Consider the following 19,888-nt stretch of genomic DNA (forward strand, 5'->3'; position numbering starts at 1 on the left):
CAGGCAAGAATGGTAGAATCTATATATGAAGACGAACCAGATATTCGTCGTGGTGTGCGTAGCCGTAGCGGGCTTTGTGTTCTGGCACGCCCTGTTTGGCCGTGCTGGCTGGAGCCCCGATTTTCAAGACGATTACGAAGCAACTTTGGTCAAAGCGATGGATCAAAAGAAGCCTTTAGTGGTTAAGTTTTATGCCGACTGGTGCCCGCCGTGCAAGGAGATGGACAAAAACGTCCTTCCAAGCCAGGAGGTTCGCGCCGTAGCCGACCGAGCGCTATGGGTCAAAGTCGATGTGGACCAGCAGGGCAAGTTGGCCGATGATTTTGGCGTGCAGTCGATTCCAACGACCCTGATTATCGACCCAAAGGGCAACATCATCCATCGATTGGTCGGCCCGCCCAGTCCGACCGAGCTTGCCGAGAAGATTCTCTCCGTCGCTGGATCATGAACGAACTGCCCATTAAAATCAGCCAAGCGGCCATTCAAAGAATCAAGAAGATTCTGGCCGATCAGGGCGCAACTCGTTTGCGCGTTGGAGTGCGGGCGGGCGGCTGTTCGGGGCTTGAATACGTCATGAAAGCCGAAGGCCAAGTTCGAGACTCTGACGCTGTTTATCGGTTGGATGGCTTCGAGCTCGTGATCGACCCCAAGAGCCTAAAGGTATTGGAAGGCTGCGAGCTGGACTACACGGGCGATCTGTTGGGAAGCTCGTTCAAGTGGAACAACCCCAACGCCAAGCGGGGTTGCGGCTGCGGAACCTCATTTTCGCTGGGTTAGAGTTTGGCCAATCCGTGGCATGAGCCCTTTGGCGCGTAGGCGGAGAGGGGGAAGACCATGCCAGAGATGCGACGCGATCCGCTCACTCGGCGGTGGACGATCATTGCGACAGAGCGGAGCAAGAGGCCGCACGACCTAAAAAAAGCCGACGATGTCGGCATCGCTATTCCCGATTTTGTGCCCAACTGCCCGTTTTGCCCGGGCAACGAAGCGATGACCCCGCCCGAGGTGATGGCTTATCGGCGCGAGGACAGCGCCTCCAATGGAACCGGCTGGTGGGTGCGCGTCGTACCGAACAAGTTTCCTGCGCTGGCGCCCGAAGGCGAACTGACGCCCGAAGCGGCAGGAGTCTGCGACCGCATGAACGCCGTAGGCGCGCACGAGGTCATTATCGAAACGCCTCGCCATGACGAAAATCCTGCCAACATGCCGGCCAACCAGTTTCGAGAATCAATCTGGGCCTATCGCGACCGATGCCTGCAACTGATGACCAATCCAAGGCACAAGAGCCTGATCGTTTTTCGCAATCACGGCAAGCCTGCGGGCGCCTCTCTCGAACATCCGCACACCCAATTGGCGGCCCTGCCCATTATCGTGCCAGAAACCGCATCGCTGGTCGATGCCTTCGCAGAGCATCAGCGCCTTCGCGGGCGTTGCGCTCTGTGCGATCTGATCGAACAGGAGCAGAGAGACAACGAGCGGATCATCTTAGAGAACGAACGATACCTCGCCTATGCGCCTTTCGCCTCCCAATCGCCCTACGAAACCTGCATTGCGCCCAAAGCATGCCATGCCGACTTCATGATGGAATCGCAGGAGTCGTTAGACGAATTTGCCCAGATACTGCAGGAGCTTTGCCGCAGATACGATCATGCGTTCGGCGATCCGCCCTATAACTACATGATCATGACAGCGCCTGTAAACCGCTCGCGCGAGATCGCCTTTCATTGGCGATTGGTGATGATGCCAAGGCTGACAGTCGCTGCAGGATTCGAGATGGGCACCGGCGTTTGGATCAACGTCGCATCGCCCGAATCGGCGGCTCAGGCGCTTAGGGAGGCCGTCCGTCCGCTCCAGACCGAAAAGGTATAATCCCGATGGAATGAGCCTGACGATCGCCGGAAAGTCGTTTCAGTCGCGGCTGATGGTCGGCACCGGCAAATACCCTGACGCCGCCGTCATGGCGCGCTCTATCGAGGCCTCGGGAGCAGAAATTGTAACCGTTGCCCTTCGACGCATCGATTTGGACGCCCCCAAGCGTTCCATCTTGGACGATCTCGATTGGAGCCGCTATCAGATTCTGCCGAACACAGCGGGGTGCAAAACGGCAGAAGAAGCCGTGCGCACGGCGCGATTGGCCCGCGCGATGGGGCTGAGCGACTGGATCAAGGTCGAGGTGATCCCCGACCCGAAGTATCTCTTGCCCGATCCGATCGGTACTTACGAAGCTTGCAAAATCCTTGTCGACGAGGGCTTTACCGTTCTGCCCTACATCAATGCCGACCCCGAGTTAGCCCGGCGTCTAGAGCAGATCGGTTGCGCGACGGTGATGCCGTTGGCTGCCAGCATTGGCACCGGACAAGGCTTTTCAGTCAGCCTGGAGCAGATTCGAATCATCGTCGAAAACGCCTCCGTGCCCGTCGTGGTGGACGCTGGGCTGGGCGTGCCGTCCGAAGCGGCGATGTCGATGGAAACCGGTTGCGACGCCGTGCTGGTCAATACCGCGATCGCCAAAGCCCAAGACCCTGTTCGAATGGCGGAGGCTTTTCGATTGGGCGTCGAGGCCGGACGATTAGCGTTCGAAGCCGGCCGCATTCCAAAACTGCCCTATGCCTCAGCCTCAAGCCCTCTCGAAGGCGCAGTTCGCTGATTTTTGGCCGCGGCGGCCGCTGATGCTGGTCGCCGATCTAAGCCGCTACCAGCGAGCCGTCTGGCAGAAGACCATTCCTGCCGCCGTTCGAGGCGGAGTCAACGTAGTAAGATTTAGAGGCCAATGGGACGCTATCATCCACGCTCCGGGCGCATTGACGATTGTGGACGGCGTCAGCCACTTTCCAGAGAGCGAGATGAAGGAAATAGGCAGCGCCTTTGGCGTATCGGTTCACAGCGTCGATGCGGCTGTCAATGCGCAGGGACTGGGAGCATCCTATTTGCTGTTCGGGTCGGTTTTCAGTACAGAAAGCCATCCCGAACGCGAGGCGGCCGGTTTAGACGCCCTGAATGCAGTTTGCCAGGCCGTTAGGATACCGGTAGTGGCGATCGGAGGCATCAACGCCGGTAATGCCAAAATCTGCATTGAGGCAGGCGCGTCTGGCGTCGCCGTGATCGGCGCGATTGCAGGGTCGGCAGACCCAGAACTCGCTGCGATAGAATTGAGAGAAGCGATCAATGATTGAACTGACCATAAACGGAAAGCCCGCGCGAATAGATGAAGGCGCAACGGTCGCGAGCCTTTTGGAATCAAGAGGCATCAACCCGAAGATCGTCGTGGTGGAGCACAACTTCGAAATCTTACCCAGAGAGAAGTACGCCGAGACGCTCTTGCACCAGGGCGATAACCTCGAAATCGTTACGATGACGGCAGGCGGATGAGCGCGCAAGACCCGATTGTTGTGATCGGCGCAGGTGCGGTCGGTAGCGCCACGGCTTACGAACTTGCGAGACGAGGACGGCCAACGGTCGTGCTAGAAAGCCTTTCGGACGGCGGCGCAACGTCGGCGGCTTCGGCAGGTCTGATCAATCCACTGAGCATGTTCGAGCCCGAATTGGCCGAACTGGGCCTGATCGGGATGAGACTCTATGACGAGTGGTCGGCGCGGTTGCTCAAAGACGTTCAGATCGATATCGAGTGGTTGAAAACCGGCTCGATCCGAATCGCGCTGACCGACTCCGAGGCCAAGACCTTTCGAGAAGAAGCAAAACGGCTCAAGACGCTAGAGCCCGGCGTCGAGCCGTTGTCGCCCGACGAGGCGCGCAAGATCGAACCGCTGATCGGGCCAAACTGCCGCGGAGCAATCCTCGTGCCGGGCGAAGGGAATGTGTCGGGACTGCACCTGGTGCGCGCGTTGCGCGCGGCGGCTATCTTGCACGGCGCAGAGCTCTATCGGGGCCGGCCCGTTGTGGGCTTTGAGACAAAAGGATCGACAGTAACCAAAGTTACAAGCGCGGGCGGGAGCGTTCAGGCGAGCGCGGTCGTGTTGGCTGCGGGCGCATGGGCAGAGCCGTTGCTGAAGAACTTAGGCGTACAGATCGGCATCAAACCGGTGCGAGGGCAGCTCCTCATCTTGGCCGACGCGCCCAAGCCATTGCGACATATCTTGGGATCGGTACTCAATTACGTCGCGCCAAAGCGCAACGGCACGATCACCCTGGGCGCGACTGTCGAGGACGCAGGCTTCGATCTCCGCGCCACTGCAGACGGCTTCGCGCAACTGCTGGGCAGTTTGGCCGCAACCTATCCGGCGCTGGGCAACGCCACGGTTACCGGTTTTACAGTCGGCCTCCGTCCTGGATCGCCGGACGGTTTGCCGCTGATAGGACGACTGCCCGGCTACGACAACGTTTACCTGGCGGCCGGCCACTATCGCCACGGCATCATGCTAGCGCCTGTAACAGGAATTGCAATCGCCGATCTGATCACGGAAGGCCGAACAACTCTGCCTATCGAGCATCTCCATCCTTCACGCCTGGTGAAGGATGCATGAAGGTCATCCGTCAGCCGGTATTCGATCCCGATGCGGCGCTTAGGCTCTGCAACGATTCGGTAGCCGTCTGGCTGACTCGGTTTCTGCGCGAAGAGGTTACTCGCCGTAGAGGCTTCAAGAAGGCCGTTTTGGGCCTCAGCGGCGGGGTCGATTCTGCACTGACAGCCTATCTTTGCGCCCAAGCCTTTGGTCCCGAAAACGTGGTTGCGCTCAGGATGCCCTACAAGATCAGCAGCCCGGAGAGCTTGAGCCATGCGCAACTGGTCGTCGATGCGCTGGGCATCCAGGAGCGGACGCTGGAGATGACCGCCATGGTAGACGGCTATTTGGAACACGAGCCGGACGCATCGCCCGCTCGCATTGGCAATGTCTGCGCGCGAGCGAGAATGATCGCGCTCTTTGATCAGTCTGCCAAGTTGAGCGCGCTGCCCATCGGTACGGGCAACAAAAGCGAGCGGCTGTTCGGCTACTTCACTTGGCACGCGGACGATTCGCCCCCGGTGAACCCTCTGGGCGACCTCTTTAAGACCCAAGTTTGGGCATTGGCGCGACATCTGGGCGTGCCGAGCGAGATCGTGGAGAAACCGGCGACCGCAGACTTGATTCAGGGCCAAACGGACGAGGGGGACTTTGGCATTTCGTACATCAAGGCGGACCGCATCCTGCATTGGCTGCTGTTGGGCTATAAGCCCGCAAGGCTGGTCGAACTGGGCTTTGACAGCGCCGAAGTGGAACTGGTTAAAAGCAAGGTGGACGCCACACATTGGAAGCGCCGTCTGCCCGCCACTGCCATGCTCTCGACGACCGCGATCGGAGAGTACTACTTGCGCCCGGTCGACTATTGAGTGCCCACAAGCGCGCTTTCGACCGACCGAAAGATGGCCAAACCGTCCGACGATCCCAGCAAATCGCTGCTGGCTCGTTCGGGATGCGGCATCATGCCCAATATGTTTCCCCGCTCGTTAACGATGCCTGCGATCGCGCTCATCGATCCGTTCGGATTGCTCGCATCGTCAAGCTCTCCAAGCGCGTTCGCGTAACGAAATGCGATCTGGCCGTTTGATTCCAGCCTTTCGAGGGTCTCTGCGTCGCACACATAGCGTCCGTCGCCATGGGCGATCGGAATCCTCAAGAGTCGGCCGGATTCGATGCCCTGAGTAAATGGCGAACGGCAACTTTCCACGCGCAACGTTACGGTATCGCTGATGAACTTGAGACCGCTGTTCTGGGTAAGCGCGCCGGGCAAAAGTCCCGCCTCGCAAAGCACTTGAAAACCGTTGCAAATGCCGACGACCAGACCGCCCTGCTCGGCAAACCGCTCCACGGCGGGCATAATCGCGGCAAACCGAGCGATGGCGCCGCATCGCAAATGGTCGCCATACGAAAAACCGCCCGGCAGCACGACCAAATCGACACTGCCCAACTCCGTCTCGCCGTGCCACACATAATCCGCATCCCAGCCCATTCGGTCGCGCAGGCAAATCAGGGCGTCGGCATCGCAGTTGGAGCCGGGAAAGACGACGACCGCAGCCTTCATGGTTCGATCTCGAACCGGTAGTTCTCGATGACCGGGTTGGCCAGCAATTTGCGGCACATAGCGTCGGTCTCTTCGTGCAGATCGCCGTTGGGCGCCAACTCGATCTCTAAATATTTGCCGACGCGAGCGGAGGCGACGTTCTCAAATCCAAGACTCTTGAGCGCTTGCTCGAGCGTGCGTCCTTGAGCGTCTAAAAGCGTGGGCTTAAGGGTAACGTAAACACGGGCCTTGGGCATGTCGAGATTCTACCTGGTGGGCAGGATTCAAACCCAGATCGCGGAAATGATATTGAGATGACAGAATATCTGATCGGAGCTTTATTCGGGATCGCGATCGGCGGTTTGATCGCCTTCTTTGTCTGGCGCATCGCTCAGGAGCGCATTCGTCCGTTCGACGAGACCAAAGCCGAGTTGGAAAAGGCTCGCAACGATTTGGAAGCGCTTAGAATCGAAATCGCAAAGGTCGATGAACGTCTTAAGGCGAGCGAAGAGAGCGAGATGCGAATGCGCGAGGCGTTCAAAGCGCTTTCGGCAGACACTCTGGAAGCGGCGACCAAATCCTTCCTCGACTTGGCCGAACAACGGTTCAACGTGCATCAAGAAAAGTCGATCGGCGAGTTGGAGCAGCGCAAGCAGGCGGTCGATAGTCTGGTTAAACCGATCAACGAATCGGTCGGCAAGGTGCAACAGCATCTTCACGACTTGGAGACCAAGCGCGAAGGCGCCTACTCCGCGTTGCAAGAGCAGGTCAAGGCGATGATGGACGAGGCGCGGCGGCTTTCGGGCGCATTAAAGAGCCCGACTTCGCGCGGAAATTGGGGCGAAGTGCAGTTGCGTCGCACGGTCGAGCTGGCCGGCATGACCAACTATTGCGACTTTGAAGAGCAATCGACCTTCGACGGCACGGATCGCAGGCTGAGACCGGACATGATCGTAAAGATGCCCAACGGCCGAGTAGTCGCTGTCGATGCCAAGACGCCGCTCAGCTCCTTCATGGAGGCGTTCGAGGCTAAAGATGAAGAGGAACGCGCCAGGCTGATCAAACAGCATGCCCAACAGGTTCGCAGTCACGTAGCGTCGTTAAGCAAGAAGGAGTACTGGGATGCGATCGGGCAAACGCCAGAGTTCGTCGTGCTCTTCCTGCCGGGCGAGGTTTACTACAACGCTGCCCTGGAGCAAGATCCCAGTCTAATCGAGTTTGGAGCCGAAAAGAAGGTCCTGATCGCCACGCCGCCGTCTTTGATCGGGCTTCTGAAGGCCGTGGCCTATGGTTGGAGCCAGCGACTCTTGGAAGAGAACGTCCGAGAGATCAGCAACGCGGGCAAGGAGCTGTACGATCGTCTGCGCACTATGGCCAACCATCTACACGATGTCGGCAAGAAACTGAACGGAGCGGCCGAAAGCTACAACACACTGGTCGGTTCCTATCAGACGCGCGCACTGGTATCGGCGAGAAAACTCAAAGAGCTCGGCGTCGCCAGCAAGACGGATCTTCCAGACATACCGCCCATCGACACCCAAGCCCGCGAGATCGAACCTTAGGTAACCTTAAGGCCAAATGCGCTCTCAGCGACCGCGACGGATCGATTGGCCCCTCGCGCTTTCGGTCCTATTGCTCGTACTCGTCGGTTTAGCAACGCTCTACAGCGCAACAGTCGGCTGGCGCGATGCGGCTTTCAAACGGCAGGCCATGTGGCTCGTCCTCTCAACACCGCTTGCCGTCGGATTGGCGATGATCGACCCCAAAGTCTGGTCGCGCCGATGGGTCTGGATCTACGCTCTCAATTTACTGCTCTTAATCCTAGTAATGCTGACCGCCGAGCGGATCAAAGGCGCGCAACGGTGGCTGGCTCTGCCTGGAGGCTACCAGATTCAACCTTCCGAATTGGCGAAGGTCTTTCTGGTCATCACGCTGGCGACGGCGCTCAGCCGAATGGGAGAAGAAATCAAGACTCTGCGCGGATTTCTGCTGTCGCTCGTCCATCTGGCCATCCCGATGGCGCTGGTCTTCAAACAGCCCGACTTGGGCACGTCGCTGGTGTTAGGCGCCATCTGGCTGGCCATGGTATTTGTAGCACAAGCACGAGCAAAACACATCCTAGCCACAGTCGCGGCAGGAGCCTTGGCATTTATCGGCATGTGGCACTTCGACGTACTGAAGGATTATCAAAAGAGCCGCGTGATCTCCTTCATCAACCCCGAGGCCGACGCGCGCCAGACAGGCTACCACCTGATCCAATCGAAGTACGCCATCGGGAGCGGTCAGCTGACCGGACTCGGCTATCTGCAAGGCGCTCAAAAGAAGCTGAGATATATCCCCGAACAGCACACCGATTTCATCTTCAGCGTGATCGGCGAGGAGCTCGGCTTTCTGGGCGGCACGGCGCTCTTAGCGCTCTTTGGTTTCTTTCTCTTTCGAATCTGGAGGATCATGATCGCCGCCAGCGAACCGATCTATAGCTTCATGGCCGCAGGGCTGTTAGCGATGTTCGCGTTCCATATTGTCTCGAATATCGGTATGACCATGGGACTGTTTCCGGTTGTTGGCATCCCGTTGCCGTTCCTCAGTTCCGGCGGTAGCATGATGCTGGCCTCGATGTTGGGAGTTGGCCTGCTATTGGGATTGAGCGGCCGCGGCAGCGGGTTGAGATTCTGAACATGAAGGCGATAGTCTGCTACGTGAGACCCCACAAGTTAGAAGAAATCAAGACTGCCTTGGTCGATTTGGGCGCAATGGGTATGACCGTCTGCGACGCTCGCGGATGCGGATCGCCCCGAGCAGACGACCCGGATTGGGTGATCCGAATGCCGGTGCGAACGAGGCTGGAACTGGTCGTCCCGGACGACCGAGTAGAAGAGACGATCGAGATGATCCTGCGCAACGCTCGTACAGGCCAGGCAGACGACGGCAAAATCTTTGTGCTACCGATCGAGAGCGCGATACGAGTCCGGACCGGGGAGGAAGGCGAGATCGCCGTTACTTGAGAGCGCCAACCGCGTCGGTCGGCGATAGTCGTCGTTCGGCGCCGGATAGTCGATCGTGTAGTGCAAGCCGCGGCTCTCTTTGCGCCAAATCGCCCCGGCCACTATCAGAGAGGCGACGGTAACAAGACTTCTGACCTCGAATCCATCGGGATCGGCAGAACGTGCGGGCGAGTCGAGCGTTCGAGCAATCTCCTCTAACCGCGCATGAGCTTCAGTCAGCCAAGCATTGGATCGCACGATGCCCGCGCAGCGCTGCATCAAAGCTCGAATTTCTGAGCGAATTTCTCCGGACGGAACATCGGAAACAGAGATTGCCTCAGAGCCTAAGTTGGGCAATTGCGGCAGTTCGATCCCTGCAATGTGCTCGCTGGCCTGCCGAGCAAAGACCAATGCCTCCAAGAGCGAGTTGCTGGCCAATCGATTGGCGCCGTGCACGCCGGTGCAGGCCGCCTCTCCACAGGCAAACAGGTTCGGGATCGACGTGCGGGCGTACAGGTCGGTCTCGATTCCTCCGCACGAATAGTGCGCCGCCGGCACAACGGGAATAGGCCGCTCGACGGGGTCGATGCCCTGTCGTCGGCATGCCTCGGTGATGGTCGGAAACCGCCTCTCGATGCGCTCCTTCCCCAAGCGCGCCATATCCAAAAGCACAAACTCGTCGCCTGTTTTGTGAAGCTCGGCGTCGATCGCCCGTGCGACGATGTCTCTAGGCGCCAGTTCCGCTCGAATGTCGTAGTCGGGCATGAACCGATAGCCGTCCTTTCGGATCAGCAGAGCCCCTTCGCCTCGCACAGCCTCCGAAATCAAGAAGGAGCGATTGTGCGAACCGTAGAGACTGGTGGGGTGAAACTGAATGAACTCCATATTCGAAACGACCGCGCCTTGCACCGCGGCGATAGAGATGCCGTCGCCCGTGGCGATGGCCGGATTGGTGGTATGCAGATAAACCTCGCCGCAACCGCCCGTTGCGATCAGCGTGCACCGCGCATGAATCGCGGTCGTCTTGCCATCCCTTAAAATGCTTGCGCCCCAGCACTGCCCGTCCCTTATTACTAGGCTGGTGGCGCAACACCGTTCGTGCAGCGTGATTTCTGGATGATCTCGAATGGCTGTCAGCAGCGCTCTTTCAATTTCTGCGCCCGTCTTATCGGCGCGATGAGCGATGCGATGTCTGCCATGCCCCCCTTCTCGCGTCAGGTCTAAACCGTAGATGTCTCGTCCGGGGCGGGCGCGGTCGAATTGGCAGCCGATGTCCAATAGCCATTGCACCATCTCGGGGCCGCGTCGAACCAACAGCTCGACCGCCTTCGGATCGCAAAGGCTGGCGCCCGCCGAAAGCGTGTCGCGATAGTGATCCTCGACCGCATCGTCCTCTCCCACCGCCACCGCTATCCCGCCCTGCGCATAGTTGGTGTTCGATTCAAAGCTTTCCTTCTTGGTTATGATAGTAACTTGTCCGTATGGCGCGGCGCCCAAAGCAAAACTTAGCCCCGCAATGCCGCTGCCAATGACAAGAATGTCGGTCTTTATCGCTTCCTGGCTCAATGCGAAAATCGCTCCTCTTCGGCCTGATGCAACCGAAAAGAGAGTACCGCCAACTCCTGCAAAAAGTAGGCGTTTCGCACATACACCTTCGGAGAAGTCTTGAGGTAGACCGGCGCAAAGTTCATGATCGCCTTGATCCCCGCCGCAACGAGGAGATCGGCGACATCCTGGGCGTTCTGAGCCGGTACGGCGAGCAGCGCGATCTTTGCGTCGATCGCATCGTTGACTTTGCACAGTTCCGAGATGTCGCGCACGATCAGTCCATTGAAGGAAGTTCCGATCTTCTTGGGATCGTTGTCAAAGACTGCGGCAATATGAAAATTGTAGGCGGAAAAGCCCGGATAAGCTGCCAAGGCGGCCCCCAGGTTTCCAGCCCCGATCAGCAAACAGGTCTGCTCGTGGTCGATCCGCAGGATAGACGCGATCTGGCTAAGGAGTTCTGACACGTCATAGCCGACCCCGGGTTTGCCAAAACCGCCGAAGAAGGAGACGTCCTTTCGAAACTGGGCCGCACCGATGCCTGCAGTCTGCTCAATGTCGGCCGAAGAGACTGTCTCAACGCCTTGCGCCTGCAGTTCGCTCAGCAGTTGCAGATAGGTGGCCAAACGTTCCAGCGTCGGCGCGGGGGCAGAGGGCTTCGAACTCATCCCCGCGTCCAGCCTTTACGGCTCCGGTTGAATATGGGTCAGCGCATCCTCTAACTCCAATCCGCGGTTGCGCCGGAGGTCCTCGATCTGTTTGCCCAGATTGTTCAGCTTGCGCATGGCGCGAAGCTCGATCTGCCGCACCCGTTCTCGCGTTACGTTCAATTCGGCCCCGACCTCTTCCAAAGTGCGCTGCCGTCCGTCGTCCAAACCAAAGCGCAGACGAACGACAACGCTCTCCTTCTGAGTCAGCTTGTCCAAGATCATGTCCAGCTGCTCGCGCTGAATCAGACTGTGGGTAACGTCCTGGGGCGACGGCATGTTGGTCGACTGGATAAAGTCCCCCAAAGAGGAGTTGTCCTTCTCGCCAACGGGCGTCTCCAGAGAAAGCGGCTCGATAGCGACGCGGCGCATCTCGCGCACGCGATCCGGCGGCATGTGGCGCATCGCCTGGCCCATTTTCTCGCGCACTTCCTCTTCGGTCGCCTCGCGCTGAAGCTTGTTCCGATAATCCTGCCGCACGCGCTCCTGAGCGATCTCGTTCGAAATCTCTTCGTCGGTAGGCTCGCGATGAAGCTCTTGCTGCAACCGCTGCTCCGTCTTGACCACCTTATTGATCAACTCGGCCACATAGACCGGAATTCGGATCGTGCGCCCCTGGTTGATGATCGCGCGAGCAATGGCGCGCCGAATCCACCAAGTGGCATAAGTGCTGAATCGGAAGCCCTTCTCAGGGTCGAACTTCTCGACGGCGCGAATCAGGCCCAGATTGCCTTCCTGGATCAGGTCGGCCAACGGGATGCCCTTGGCGCTGTACTTCTTAGCGATACTGACCACCAAGCGCAGATTCGACTCGATCAGCTTCTTCTTGGCCTCGTCGATTTCGTTCAGGCGCAGATCCATCTCCAAGCCGGTCATATTGGCGGCAGAGGCCCATTCGCTCTTCTTGGGATCGCGCTCAAGGTCGTTTCGAAGCTTTTCGCGCAAACGAATCAAGGCTTCGCCTTCCTGCACCAACTTGGCCAAGCGAAGTTCCTCGCTGGCGGTCAGCAGGTGTGAACGACGAGTCTGGAGCATCCACAGCTCCAGCTCGACGTTGTCCTCTTCGAAGGTAGTCTCTTCTTCGACGCCCCAGCCGTATGTCTCTTCCTCTTCGGCGGCCAAATCGTCATCGACCTTGGGCAACAGAGCGCCCAACTCCTCATCGACGACCTCTTCGGCAGTGAGACCTGGCTGTTCTTCTATGTAAAGCGTATCCGAGACTGGGTTGCTTCGAACGATGGCGCTTCTCTTGCGATTCTTCCCCTCAGATCCTGTCATCACGTTTAGTTCTTCATCTACGATCGGCATTTGGCTTCACCTCCCGGTCGCATCCTGCGGACCGGACATTGTGACGCGCGTCCTTGTCCCGTTCCCGTCTTAGCCGACCTGAGCCCCGTTTCCTATATCTATACGCCTTATGCGGGCGCTAAGTTTCCGTACGGCATCCCGCAGAAAGGCCAGTATTCGTCTCAGTCCGGCAACGGCGCGCACCTGTTATATTAAACGCAAGGCGCGGGGATTCCTGCCGGAGCGAAAAATAGTATAACAAGAAATCTCGGAATTGCCAACGGGTAATTTGCGGGTAAAGGCGGCGATTGGAGGCGCGGAGCGGATTCGAACCGCTGAATAGGGGATTTGCAGTCCCCCCCCTTAACCACTTGGGTACCGCGCCTCGCCGAAGCTGAAGTATACCTTAAGGCAGTTCCATCAGCCTCTGCAGGCTAGCGGCAAGCGAGGCGGTCGTCAAGGGAGCTTCCGCCATGCTCCCGGCAAAGGCCGCAATCAGATTCTCAGCGCAATCTCGATACTTCTTTTCGCCGGTCATTCGTGCCGCCGCGATCAAGACATCGGCTACCACCGCGTTGTCGCTCGGAAGGCCCTCGTCCGTTCCCCAAGCAAGAGGCGTAACGACGACCGATCCATATTGCCGCAGATGCGAGACGTCGTAAAATGCACCGTTCGAACCCGGCGCGCAGCACCGTTCGATAGCCTTATCCAAAAGCCGAATACCCCATGCTCTAATCTCCGGATCGCCGATTAGAGCGCTCAGCTCCAGCGCTGCTAACACGGCCCAAACATCGTCTGCCACCCAGTCTTGGGTCTGCCGATGAGCGGTGTGATAGATAAACTGATTAGCCGACAGCAACGATTGAAGGGTTCTAAAGGTGCGTTCTGCGGCGTCTCGCACCCACTCCGTTTGCTCGCTAACCGGCATGACTCGCGCGAAACGGCAAAGCGCTACAATGGCTGCCCCCTGCGCGTCGGCCTTGAGAGTGGTATCGATCTGACTAATTCGCGAGTCGCGCTGCCCAGACGCAGAACCGGTCAAGATCGATGGCTGGAACAAGGCCGCGTTCCGAAATCCTGCAGGCCGTTCGCCCCACAGATCGCGGCGCAGAAATTCTACGATGTCCAGCGCAGTTTTCGCAATCGCCGGATCCTTGGTCAGATCGTAAAGGTCGCAGTAGACATCGAGATAGAGCGCATTGTCTATTGCGCGCTTGGCTCTAAAGGGCAACTGCCCTTTTCCGGCGCCCTGATCGACAAAGAAGCCAAACCCCCTATCGTCCCAGCGAGCGCTCTTCCTTTGGTCCCAAAGCAACTGAAGCGCCATGAGGCGAACGCTCCGAATGTCGCCGCCGGCACGCGCGACGGCAAAACGAAGCGTCGTGAGCGGCCTGGCAGCGCCTGGCGTCGCTTGCGAGAGCGAATTCATGATGTCGGAAGAGAGCCGATCGAGAAGCTCCTCGCTCACGGGTCCTGCATCGGGGATGCGCGTCAGCGCCATCTTCATCTGCTCGGCCCGCTGACGGGTGGCTTGAGGCTGGTTCTTATAGAGCCGGAAAAACTGGTCGAGCGCTCGTCCCAAATTAGTTCGCGAATCGACCGCGATTGCAAAGATCGCGATGCCTTCTGGATCGAGCGTCAATCCTACCGGAATTCCCCGACGCACGCCCAACACCTCTGCCTGATTCAACAAGTGCCGAGCCACTTTGGGGCTCGAATCGAAATCTACTTTGACCGGTATGGCTTGGGTGTTAAGAAGGTTGGCGATGCCCTCGTCGTGATAAACGTCCTCGTTCGCCCAAGCGGCGCCGGCCGACCAAGAAGCGCCTAACTCGGCATAGACCGGCTTGCCGCTCCTTTGCGCCTCTTCAAAGACCTCGGCGCCCCACTCTCTCCACTCGATCGGCTGATTGCTACAGCTTCGAAGGTAGAAACTAGCCGAATGAACGAGCGGGTTGGGGCTTTGCTCGCGCTCGATGACGCGCGCATACCGCCCCAGCCAACCCATGCAGAGGATCAAAAAGGCGACCGCGCTGAGAACGCGAAACCGCGGCTCCCGCTCCATAACGACTTATTATGGCTTAGACCCTTCGAACAGCCTCGCGAGTGTACGCCAAACACGCCTGAATGTCTGGCACCGGATTGTCCGGATTCTCCTCGTACTCCAATGCAAGAACGCCGTTGAATCGAGCGGAGCGAAGCGCCTTTAAGAAGCCGACCGTATCCAGATCGCCCTGGCCTAACACGGTCCAAGCGCGCCTATCCTTGACGTCTTTAAGATGAGCGCCGTAAACGCGGTCGGGCCAGCGCCGCACAACGGCCGAAGGATCGACCCCAGAACGCAAGAAGTGGCCGGTGTCGACGCAAAGGCCGATGATCTTCGGTTCCTTGGTCATCACAGCCTCGAGATGCTCGATTCGATCATAACGGCTGCCTGGGCCGTGGTTGTGAATGGCGATCCTGACCTTGTATTCGTTGGCCATCTTGGCCAGATAGCGAAAGCTCTCGGGAGCCGGATCCGCCGATATCGTCTCGATTCCCATATACTTGGCAAACTGAAACGTCCGCAGAGCTGCCTTCTCGTCGGCGCCAAACGAAACCACGCCGTAGCCGAGCAATCGAACCTTGCTGTCGGCCAGCGCTTTTCGATGCTCATAGATGCGCCTGACCAGATTTTCCGTTGGAATGTGCTCCGGATAGGCCTCCCAAAAGCCAATCCCCAACTGATGGGTCGTCCTCAATGCATCCGAAAGCTTCTGCCCCCGCAGGCTGTAGCTCTGAATGCCCATCTTAAAAGGTCCGTACTGCATGTTTGATCGCCTCCGTGGCCAGAGTTCTGCGCGTTCGCAGGAAATCCTTCAAGAGCGCCTAACCGGTAAAGGCGGCATGGGCATAGAGACTGGAATCTTGGCGATACTGGGAAGTTACTTCTTGGGTTCCATTCCTTTTGGCTTCCTTGTTGCGCGATGGCTCTACGGGGTCGACATTCGACGGCACGGCAGCGGAAACATCGGCGCGACCAATGTCTATCGGACCCTTGGCCCGGCTCCAGGATTGGTCGTCTTCGTATTGGACATTGGCAAGGGCTGGCTGCCCGCGCAGCTGGCCGCCAATGCAGGAGGGCCGAGTTGGGGCGTCGCGTGCGGCGTTGCGGCGATCGTCGGTCATAGTCTCTCGCCGTTCCTTCGATTCAAGGGCGGCAAGGGCGTGGCTACGGGCGGGGGCGTTGTGATCGGCGTGGCCCCTCTGGCCGCGCTGGTCGCCATCTCGCTTTTCGTGCTTGCGCTGACCCTAGGGCGATGGGTGTCGCTGGCGTCGATCATTGCTACCGTCTCGGTGCCGGTCGCTGCTTGGGCGTTCGGCTACTCTCCGGTCGTTGTCGGCGTTACGGGCGCGGCGGCGGCGCTCATCGTCTGGCGGCACCGCGAGAACATAAAGCGACTGATGCAGGGTACGGAACCCAAACTAACCTGGCGCAAGACGGCTCTAACGCCCGGCGAGGCGGCCAAGAGAATCGCGCTTTCGGGCTTCCAAGGCGAACCGCTGGACCCTCAGTTAGCTTTGCCGCCCGCGCTATTGGAGGAGGGAGGCGCCTTCGTTCAGGCTTGGCAAGCGGGCCGTCTGATCGGACAGGCGGGCGACGCTTTTCCGACCGAACCGAATCGGGCTGTGCAAATTTGGACGGCCGCTCGCCAGCTCTCCGATCGATCGAGCGCCGACCGTCTCGTCGTCTTTGTCGCCGGCAGCCCCGATTCAAAACCCGACCACGCTTCGATTACGCTCGCGCAATACGATGTGCAGGGTCAGCGGATCTGGGCCCTGCCGCTGAACGAAATTGAGTCGGCCGCCGATGCGCTCGGCAGAATCTGTGCGCTCCACGGCCTCGACCCATCTTTGGCGACCCTTCTGCTTTCCTGTCCGGCCCAGCGATTCGAAATCCAAATCACGTCAACATAGCAGGATGCTCGGCGCCTCGCCGCATGGCATAAAGCCTCTGTGGGGAGGTGTTGAACTATGCGATACACAGCATACTTCGCTGCCGCGCTGCTAATATGCGGCTCGGCATTCTCGCAAGGCTCGAATCGTACGATGCCGACCGAGATCGATTACTTGATGGGCACGGGGAACATGGAAATCGACTTTGACTGGAATTTCCGACCCGACCTGGTCTCCGATGGATGGACGCTGACAAACGGATCCAACTGGTGGAACGCCAGGCTGTATCTGGACTATGGGATGGAATACGGCTTTAGCTATGAGGGCGCCGGCTGCCAACAGATCGGGTTCAACCGATGGGTGGACGGCCCTGCGACAGAGCATACTATCGGCACGTTCCCCATCTCTGTAAACTCAAGCCTGTTTCCACAAAGCGGCGAACCAATGCGACTGACTTATGCGATGAAGGGTCGCAACATCCTCAACGTTCGATATGGCGTCGAACTTTCGACCACCTATGCGAACGGCACGACTACCTGGACATGGCTTGAGCAGCCCAACCTGGTTCCAGGCGCCAACTGGCAATTGCGCCAAGTGGACTTTGCCGTGCCGCAAGGCGCCGTCAGAATCAAGCTTAACTTCAAGTTTCTGTTCGATCCTGGCCATGTGCGCGGCTATGTGAACCTGGACGCCGTCAAGCTGACGAGCGGACGCGGCCTTCCGGTCGCACAGCCGGGCACAAGAGCTCTCAAGCTGGCCAAGTTCTACTCCAATAGCGTCGATCACCTGCAGGACGCCGCTATGTACGACCTGTTCATTGTGCCGCATCATGCAGAGGCGAAGCTGAAGGCCCTCAAGCCGACGGCCAAATTCCTCTTCTATGCGCTGGGCTGGCAGTCGCTGGAGCTGTTGGACAACGTTCAGCGGGCTGACATCGCCCATGACCTGTACTCCTTTGGCTGGGCAAGAAACAATCGCCCCGACTGGTTCCTGCGCGACCTCAACGGCGCGTACATCACTCGACCTTGGGGAGGCTATCGAGTCGAGTACCTGATGGACTATGGCGACCGCAACGTCCGGCAGTTCGCGCTGGACAACCTGGACGCCATGATCCACAACTCGTTCGGAAGCCCCAACAACTATCCCGACGGAGTGTTTTTCGATAACTTCTCGCTGCCCGTCTACAAGCAGTCGACGAAGTATCAGACCCTGCAACAGCGAATCAGCGCGACGGCAGACTGCATCGGCCATTTCCGAAGCCACTATCACAACAAGGGAATGCAGGTGTTTGCCAACCTGTCTCGCGGAGATACGCCCAACGGACCGTACACGACCATCATGCCTCTGCTGGACGGCTACATGTTGGAAGGCTTTATGGTGCACGCTTACGACCACTCCTTCCATACGCCCGACCGAGCCGCCTGGCATCTAAGAACCGTCAATTTCAACCCAGACAAGACCGCCATCTTGATGGCGCGCCGATATGCCAGCGACCCGAAGCGATACGACTACGTGATCGCCGGCATGTATCTGGTCAACCATGAGAACGTATACGCCTCCCTGTGGGCCGATAACGCCGAGTCCCGCATGGAGCTGACCCCAGAGCTGAACTTGTCAATCGGACGACCGGTTGGCGCCAACTACACAATCCGCGACGGCGCCGAAAACACGGGCGCTCTGTTTATGAGGGCCTATGAGGCCGGCACCGTCCTGGTGAACACTCACCCGACCAGAACCTTTAGCTACACGCCACCGACCAGCGTCCGCGACTATCGCGGCCGATACTACCCAGCCAACGTGCCGATCGCCATCGGACCGAACTCAGGGCTGATACTCTTCTAAACGCGGATACGATCTGCGAACCCATTGGGGCAATCGGGCGTAGCCTGATTGCCCCTTCGTATGTCAATATGAGGGTAACCATGAAGACTGCTCTGCTCGCCATAACCCTTTTAAGCATCGCAAACGCTCAGACGACGATCGACGAAGCCGAACTTCAAATGAAACTCGACCAGGCAGCCACGCGGCTTGGAAAGTCGAACGCATGCCCCAGCGCGGACGAACTGGAAAGAGGCTTGAGCTTCTCTCAGTGCAAGGTGTCGGCGCCGTCCAAGGCAACGCGAGAAACCACCTTGGCAGAGCTTTACAACCAGCGACTCAACAGCGTCCTCTGGATCGGCACGACAGAACCGTGCGACGACTGCCCAATGTGGCACTTCTCGGGCGTGGCGTCTGCCTTTGTCGTCGGCGATAACGGTGAGTGCGCAACCTGCCATCACGTATTTGAAGACATGAAGAGAGGCGCATTCCTGTTGGCGGCCGCCTCGGACGGTAAGGTCTACCCGATCAAAGAGGTGCTCGCCGCCAGCCGCAAAGACGACATCGCCATATTCAAGATCGACGCCGTCGGCTTAAAGCCGGTGCCCCTAGCTTTAAATATCGCTGCCGGAGAAAACATCGCCGCGCTGACCCATCCGCACGGACGGCCCTTTTTTCTCTCATCCGGCATCGTCTCTCGTCGTGCGATTATGGAGGACAGACGCTCCAAGCGAGAAATGCTGCAGGTAACCTCGCCCTTTGCCATTGGATCTAGCGGCGGTCTGATAATGGACATGAAAGGAAACGCCGTCGGCATGGCGGCCTCCACAATTTCCGTCTATGCCGAGCCACAACGCCGCAGAGAACCCCAGATGACCTACTACAACTGCGTGCCCGCAGAGGCGATCCTCAAGTTGATGGGGAGGTAGATCCTCTATCCATCCGCATCCAGCGCCGGGCTCGAGCGAGAAACCGAATTCTGCGCCAAAAACTTGAACAGCTGCGCCTTGTTGGCAAATCCCAGCTTGGACATAATGTGCGCTCGATGAATCTCCACCGTCCGATGGCTGATGCCCAAGGTCTTGGCAATCTCGGCATTTGTCATGCCGTGCTCCAGCAGCCCGACCACGTCTCTCTCGCGAGGCGTCAAGAGCGCAAACGGACCGCCGGCCGCCTGTGTAGCCAAAAAGTCTTGCGCCTTTCCCTCCAACTCTGGAGGATAAAAGAAACTTCCGCCTTCGACCACCCTCTTAGTCGCTTCAATGATGGTGTCGGTCGGCGCGCTCTTGTCCACATAACCTTGTACGCCCAACTTGATCGCCTCGGCTACGTAGGCCGTCTCCACATGCATCGATACCACCAGAGTAACCGGAGAATAGGACTTCCGCTTTAGCTGCCTCAGCGCGTGCAAGCCAGAAATGTCCGGCAGCCCAATGTCCAGAATCAGCACATCCGGTTTGAGCTTGGGCGCCAGTTGGATCACTTCGGCAGCATTGGACGCCTCGCCGACGATAGTAAAACCGGGCGATTCCTCCAAGGCCCTCTTAAGGCCAGACCGGACGACTCCGTGGTCGTCCGCCAACATAACTCGGATACCCTGCACAGTGCATAGAA

The 19,888-nt window shown here is 58.5% G+C and carries 22 protein-coding genes and 1 tRNA gene; 14 read left to right on the forward strand and 9 right to left on the reverse strand.

The genetic code is table 11. The features are described 5' to 3' along the window. The first annotated feature begins 25 nt into the window (after positions 1–25). The 8 genes from HUU60_10280 to HUU60_10315 are packed head-to-tail and all read left to right on the forward strand — an operon-like array spanning position 26 to position 5,326. The gene (locus tag HUU60_10280) at positions 26–448 is read left to right on the forward strand and encodes a thioredoxin family protein (GenBank protein NUL83096.1); all 423 of its coding nucleotides are present in this window, start codon (positions 26–28) and stop codon (positions 446–448) included. Continuing rightward, positions 445–777: an iron-sulfur cluster assembly accessory protein gene (locus HUU60_10285; GenBank protein NUL83097.1), complete on the forward strand. Its 333-nt coding sequence runs from the start codon at positions 445–447 to the stop codon at positions 775–777. The genes HUU60_10280 and HUU60_10285 overlap by 4 nt, the downstream gene beginning before the upstream one ends. A 57-nt stretch (positions 778–834) precedes the next feature. After that, complete coding sequence (gene galT / locus HUU60_10290; GenBank protein NUL83098.1) at positions 835–1,869, forward strand: galactose-1-phosphate uridylyltransferase; 1,035 nt, start codon at positions 835–837, stop codon at positions 1,867–1,869. A 10-nt stretch (positions 1,870–1,879) separates the two neighbouring features. Then, entirely contained in the window at positions 1,880–2,647 is a 768-nt protein-coding gene (locus tag HUU60_10295; protein ID NUL83099.1) for a thiazole synthase, read from the forward strand. Next, positions 2,607–3,173 (forward strand): thiamine phosphate synthase, encoded by a 567-nt coding sequence (locus HUU60_10300; protein ID NUL83100.1) that lies wholly within the window; start codon positions 2,607–2,609, stop codon positions 3,171–3,173. Before HUU60_10295 ends, HUU60_10300 begins: the two co-directional genes overlap by 41 nt. Then, positions 3,166–3,369: a sulfur carrier protein ThiS gene (thiS, locus tag HUU60_10305; protein NUL83101.1), complete on the forward strand. Its 204-nt coding sequence runs from the start codon at positions 3,166–3,168 to the stop codon at positions 3,367–3,369. The genes HUU60_10300 and thiS overlap by 8 nt, the downstream gene beginning before the upstream one ends. Then, positions 3,366–4,481, forward strand: a complete 1,116-nt coding sequence (locus HUU60_10310; GenBank protein ID NUL83102.1) for an FAD-dependent oxidoreductase — start codon at positions 3,366–3,368, stop codon at positions 4,479–4,481. The genes thiS and HUU60_10310 overlap by 4 nt, the downstream gene beginning before the upstream one ends. Further along, positions 4,478–5,326 (forward strand): NAD+ synthase, encoded by an 849-nt coding sequence (locus HUU60_10315; protein ID NUL83103.1) that lies wholly within the window; start codon positions 4,478–4,480, stop codon positions 5,324–5,326. The genes HUU60_10310 and HUU60_10315 overlap by 4 nt, the downstream gene beginning before the upstream one ends. On the opposite strand, the gene purQ is transcribed toward HUU60_10315, so the two are convergent. Both purQ and purS read right to left on the reverse strand, forming a co-directional pair. Next, positions 5,320–6,018 (reverse strand): phosphoribosylformylglycinamidine synthase subunit PurQ, encoded by a 699-nt coding sequence (gene purQ / locus HUU60_10320; protein NUL83104.1) that lies wholly within the window; start codon positions 6,016–6,018, stop codon positions 5,320–5,322. The two genes, HUU60_10315 and purQ, sit on opposite strands and share 7 nt — an antisense overlap. Then, on the reverse strand, positions 6,015–6,254 hold the full coding sequence (purS, locus tag HUU60_10325) for a phosphoribosylformylglycinamidine synthase subunit PurS (protein ID NUL83105.1): 240 nt from the start codon (positions 6,252–6,254) through the stop codon (positions 6,015–6,017). The genes purQ and purS overlap by 4 nt, the downstream gene beginning before the upstream one ends. Before the next feature lie 57 nt (positions 6,255–6,311). Here purS and rmuC point away from each other — a divergent pair, with 57 nt between their 5' ends. From rmuC to HUU60_10340, 3 genes are read left to right on the forward strand one after another with little or no spacing between them, the layout of a single operon-like run. Next, positions 6,312–7,559 (forward strand): DNA recombination protein RmuC, encoded by a 1,248-nt coding sequence (gene rmuC, locus HUU60_10330; protein NUL83106.1) that lies wholly within the window; start codon positions 6,312–6,314, stop codon positions 7,557–7,559. A gap of 16 nt (positions 7,560–7,575) precedes the next feature. Beyond that, positions 7,576–8,673 (forward strand): rod shape-determining protein RodA, encoded by a 1,098-nt coding sequence (rodA, locus tag HUU60_10335; GenBank protein ID NUL83107.1) that lies wholly within the window; start codon positions 7,576–7,578, stop codon positions 8,671–8,673. A gap of 2 nt (positions 8,674–8,675) precedes the next feature. Next, entirely contained in the window at positions 8,676–9,002 is a 327-nt protein-coding gene (locus tag HUU60_10340) for a P-II family nitrogen regulator (protein NUL83108.1), read from the forward strand. Here HUU60_10340 and nadB read toward each other — a convergent pair. From nadB to HUU60_10370, 6 genes are all read right to left on the reverse strand, one after another. Further along, positions 8,940–10,547 carry an L-aspartate oxidase gene (gene nadB, locus HUU60_10345; GenBank protein NUL83109.1) on the reverse strand — a complete coding sequence of 536 codons (1,608 nt, stop codon included), beginning with the start codon at positions 10,545–10,547 and terminating at the stop codon, positions 8,940–8,942. The two genes, HUU60_10340 and nadB, sit on opposite strands and share 63 nt — an antisense overlap. After that, positions 10,544–11,194: a redox-sensing transcriptional repressor Rex gene (locus HUU60_10350; GenBank protein NUL83110.1), complete on the reverse strand. Its 651-nt coding sequence runs from the start codon at positions 11,192–11,194 to the stop codon at positions 10,544–10,546. The genes nadB and HUU60_10350 overlap by 4 nt, the downstream gene beginning before the upstream one ends. Before the next feature lie 15 nt (positions 11,195–11,209). Beyond that, the gene (locus tag HUU60_10355) at positions 11,210–12,268 is read right to left on the reverse strand and encodes a sigma-70 family RNA polymerase sigma factor (protein ID NUL83111.1); all 1,059 of its coding nucleotides are present in this window, start codon (positions 12,266–12,268) and stop codon (positions 11,210–11,212) included. A gap of 561 nt (positions 12,269–12,829) precedes the next feature. Beyond that, positions 12,830–12,905: transfer RNA gene (locus tag HUU60_10360), tRNA-Cys, on the reverse strand. A gap of 21 nt (positions 12,906–12,926) precedes the next feature. Beyond that, on the reverse strand, positions 12,927–14,585 hold the full coding sequence (locus HUU60_10365) for a thioredoxin domain-containing protein (protein NUL83112.1): 1,659 nt from the start codon (positions 14,583–14,585) through the stop codon (positions 12,927–12,929). A gap of 16 nt (positions 14,586–14,601) precedes the next feature. Beyond that, positions 14,602–15,330, reverse strand: a complete 729-nt coding sequence (locus tag HUU60_10370; protein ID NUL83113.1) for a sugar phosphate isomerase/epimerase — start codon at positions 15,328–15,330, stop codon at positions 14,602–14,604. A 76-nt stretch (positions 15,331–15,406) separates the two neighbouring features. Between HUU60_10370 and plsY the strand changes: the two genes are divergently transcribed. The 3 genes from plsY (at position 15,407) to HUU60_10385 (ending at position 19,203) form a co-directional block, all read left to right on the forward strand. Beyond that, positions 15,407–16,477: a glycerol-3-phosphate 1-O-acyltransferase PlsY gene (gene plsY / locus HUU60_10375; GenBank protein NUL83114.1), complete on the forward strand. Its 1,071-nt coding sequence runs from the start codon at positions 15,407–15,409 to the stop codon at positions 16,475–16,477. Between the two features lie 57 nt (positions 16,478–16,534). Beyond that, entirely contained in the window at positions 16,535–18,298 is a 1,764-nt protein-coding gene (locus HUU60_10380) for a hypothetical protein (protein NUL83115.1), read from the forward strand. Between the two features lie 80 nt (positions 18,299–18,378). Then, complete coding sequence (locus tag HUU60_10385) at positions 18,379–19,203, forward strand: trypsin-like peptidase domain-containing protein (GenBank protein NUL83116.1); 825 nt, start codon at positions 18,379–18,381, stop codon at positions 19,201–19,203. 5 nt (positions 19,204–19,208) lie between these two features. On the opposite strand, the gene HUU60_10390 is transcribed toward HUU60_10385, so the two are convergent. After that, complete coding sequence (locus HUU60_10390) at positions 19,209–19,859, reverse strand: response regulator transcription factor (GenBank protein ID NUL83117.1); 651 nt, start codon at positions 19,857–19,859, stop codon at positions 19,209–19,211. Positions 19,860–19,888 lie beyond the last annotated feature (29 nt).

This window comes from Armatimonadota bacterium (assembly GCA_013359125.1).
In the GTDB taxonomy this organism is placed as follows: Bacteria; Armatimonadota; Fimbriimonadia; order Fimbriimonadales; family GBS-DC; genus JABWCR01.

Excerpts from the sequence above, each read along its gene's own strand:
- HUU60_10370 (NUL83113.1), bottom strand. The coding sequence starts at position 15,330 with ATGCAGTACGGACCTTTTAAGATGGGCATTCAGAGCTACAGCCTGCGG.
- HUU60_10300 (NUL83100.1), top strand. The coding sequence starts at position 2,607 with ATGCCTCAGCCTCAAGCCCTCTCGAAGGCGCAGTTCGCTGATTTTTGG.
- HUU60_10355 (NUL83111.1), bottom strand. The coding sequence starts at position 12,268 with ATGCTCCAGACTCGTCGTTCACACCTGCTGACCGCCAGCGAGGAACTT.
- HUU60_10285 (NUL83097.1), top strand. The coding sequence starts at position 445 with ATGAACGAACTGCCCATTAAAATCAGCCAAGCGGCCATTCAAAGAATC.
- HUU60_10365 (NUL83112.1), bottom strand. The coding sequence starts at position 14,585 with ATGGAGCGGGAGCCGCGGTTTCGCGTTCTCAGCGCGGTCGCCTTTTTG.
- HUU60_10340 (NUL83108.1), top strand. The coding sequence starts at position 8,676 with ATGAAGGCGATAGTCTGCTACGTGAGACCCCACAAGTTAGAAGAAATC.
- HUU60_10385 (NUL83116.1), top strand. The coding sequence starts at position 18,379 with ATGAAGACTGCTCTGCTCGCCATAACCCTTTTAAGCATCGCAAACGCT.
- HUU60_10295 (NUL83099.1), top strand. The coding sequence starts at position 1,880 with ATGAGCCTGACGATCGCCGGAAAGTCGTTTCAGTCGCGGCTGATGGTC.
- purS (NUL83105.1), bottom strand. The coding sequence starts at position 6,254 with ATGCCCAAGGCCCGTGTTTACGTTACCCTTAAGCCCACGCTTTTAGAC.
- HUU60_10350 (NUL83110.1), bottom strand. The coding sequence starts at position 11,194 with ATGAGTTCGAAGCCCTCTGCCCCCGCGCCGACGCTGGAACGTTTGGCC.
- plsY (NUL83114.1), top strand. The coding sequence starts at position 15,407 with ATGGGCATAGAGACTGGAATCTTGGCGATACTGGGAAGTTACTTCTTG.
- HUU60_10380 (NUL83115.1), top strand. The coding sequence starts at position 16,535 with ATGCGATACACAGCATACTTCGCTGCCGCGCTGCTAATATGCGGCTCG.
- rmuC (NUL83106.1), top strand. The coding sequence starts at position 6,312 with ATGACAGAATATCTGATCGGAGCTTTATTCGGGATCGCGATCGGCGGT.
- rodA (NUL83107.1), top strand. The coding sequence starts at position 7,576 with ATGCGCTCTCAGCGACCGCGACGGATCGATTGGCCCCTCGCGCTTTCG.
- HUU60_10315 (NUL83103.1), top strand. The coding sequence starts at position 4,478 with ATGAAGGTCATCCGTCAGCCGGTATTCGATCCCGATGCGGCGCTTAGG.
- purQ (NUL83104.1), bottom strand. The coding sequence starts at position 6,018 with ATGAAGGCTGCGGTCGTCGTCTTTCCCGGCTCCAACTGCGATGCCGAC.
- HUU60_10390 (NUL83117.1), bottom strand. The coding sequence starts at position 19,859 with ATGTTGGCGGACGACCACGGAGTCGTCCGGTCTGGCCTTAAGAGGGCC.
- thiS (NUL83101.1), top strand. The coding sequence starts at position 3,166 with ATGATTGAACTGACCATAAACGGAAAGCCCGCGCGAATAGATGAAGGC.
- HUU60_10310 (NUL83102.1), top strand. The coding sequence starts at position 3,366 with ATGAGCGCGCAAGACCCGATTGTTGTGATCGGCGCAGGTGCGGTCGGT.
- HUU60_10280 (NUL83096.1), top strand. The coding sequence starts at position 26 with ATGAAGACGAACCAGATATTCGTCGTGGTGTGCGTAGCCGTAGCGGGC.
- galT (NUL83098.1), top strand. The coding sequence starts at position 835 with ATGCCAGAGATGCGACGCGATCCGCTCACTCGGCGGTGGACGATCATT.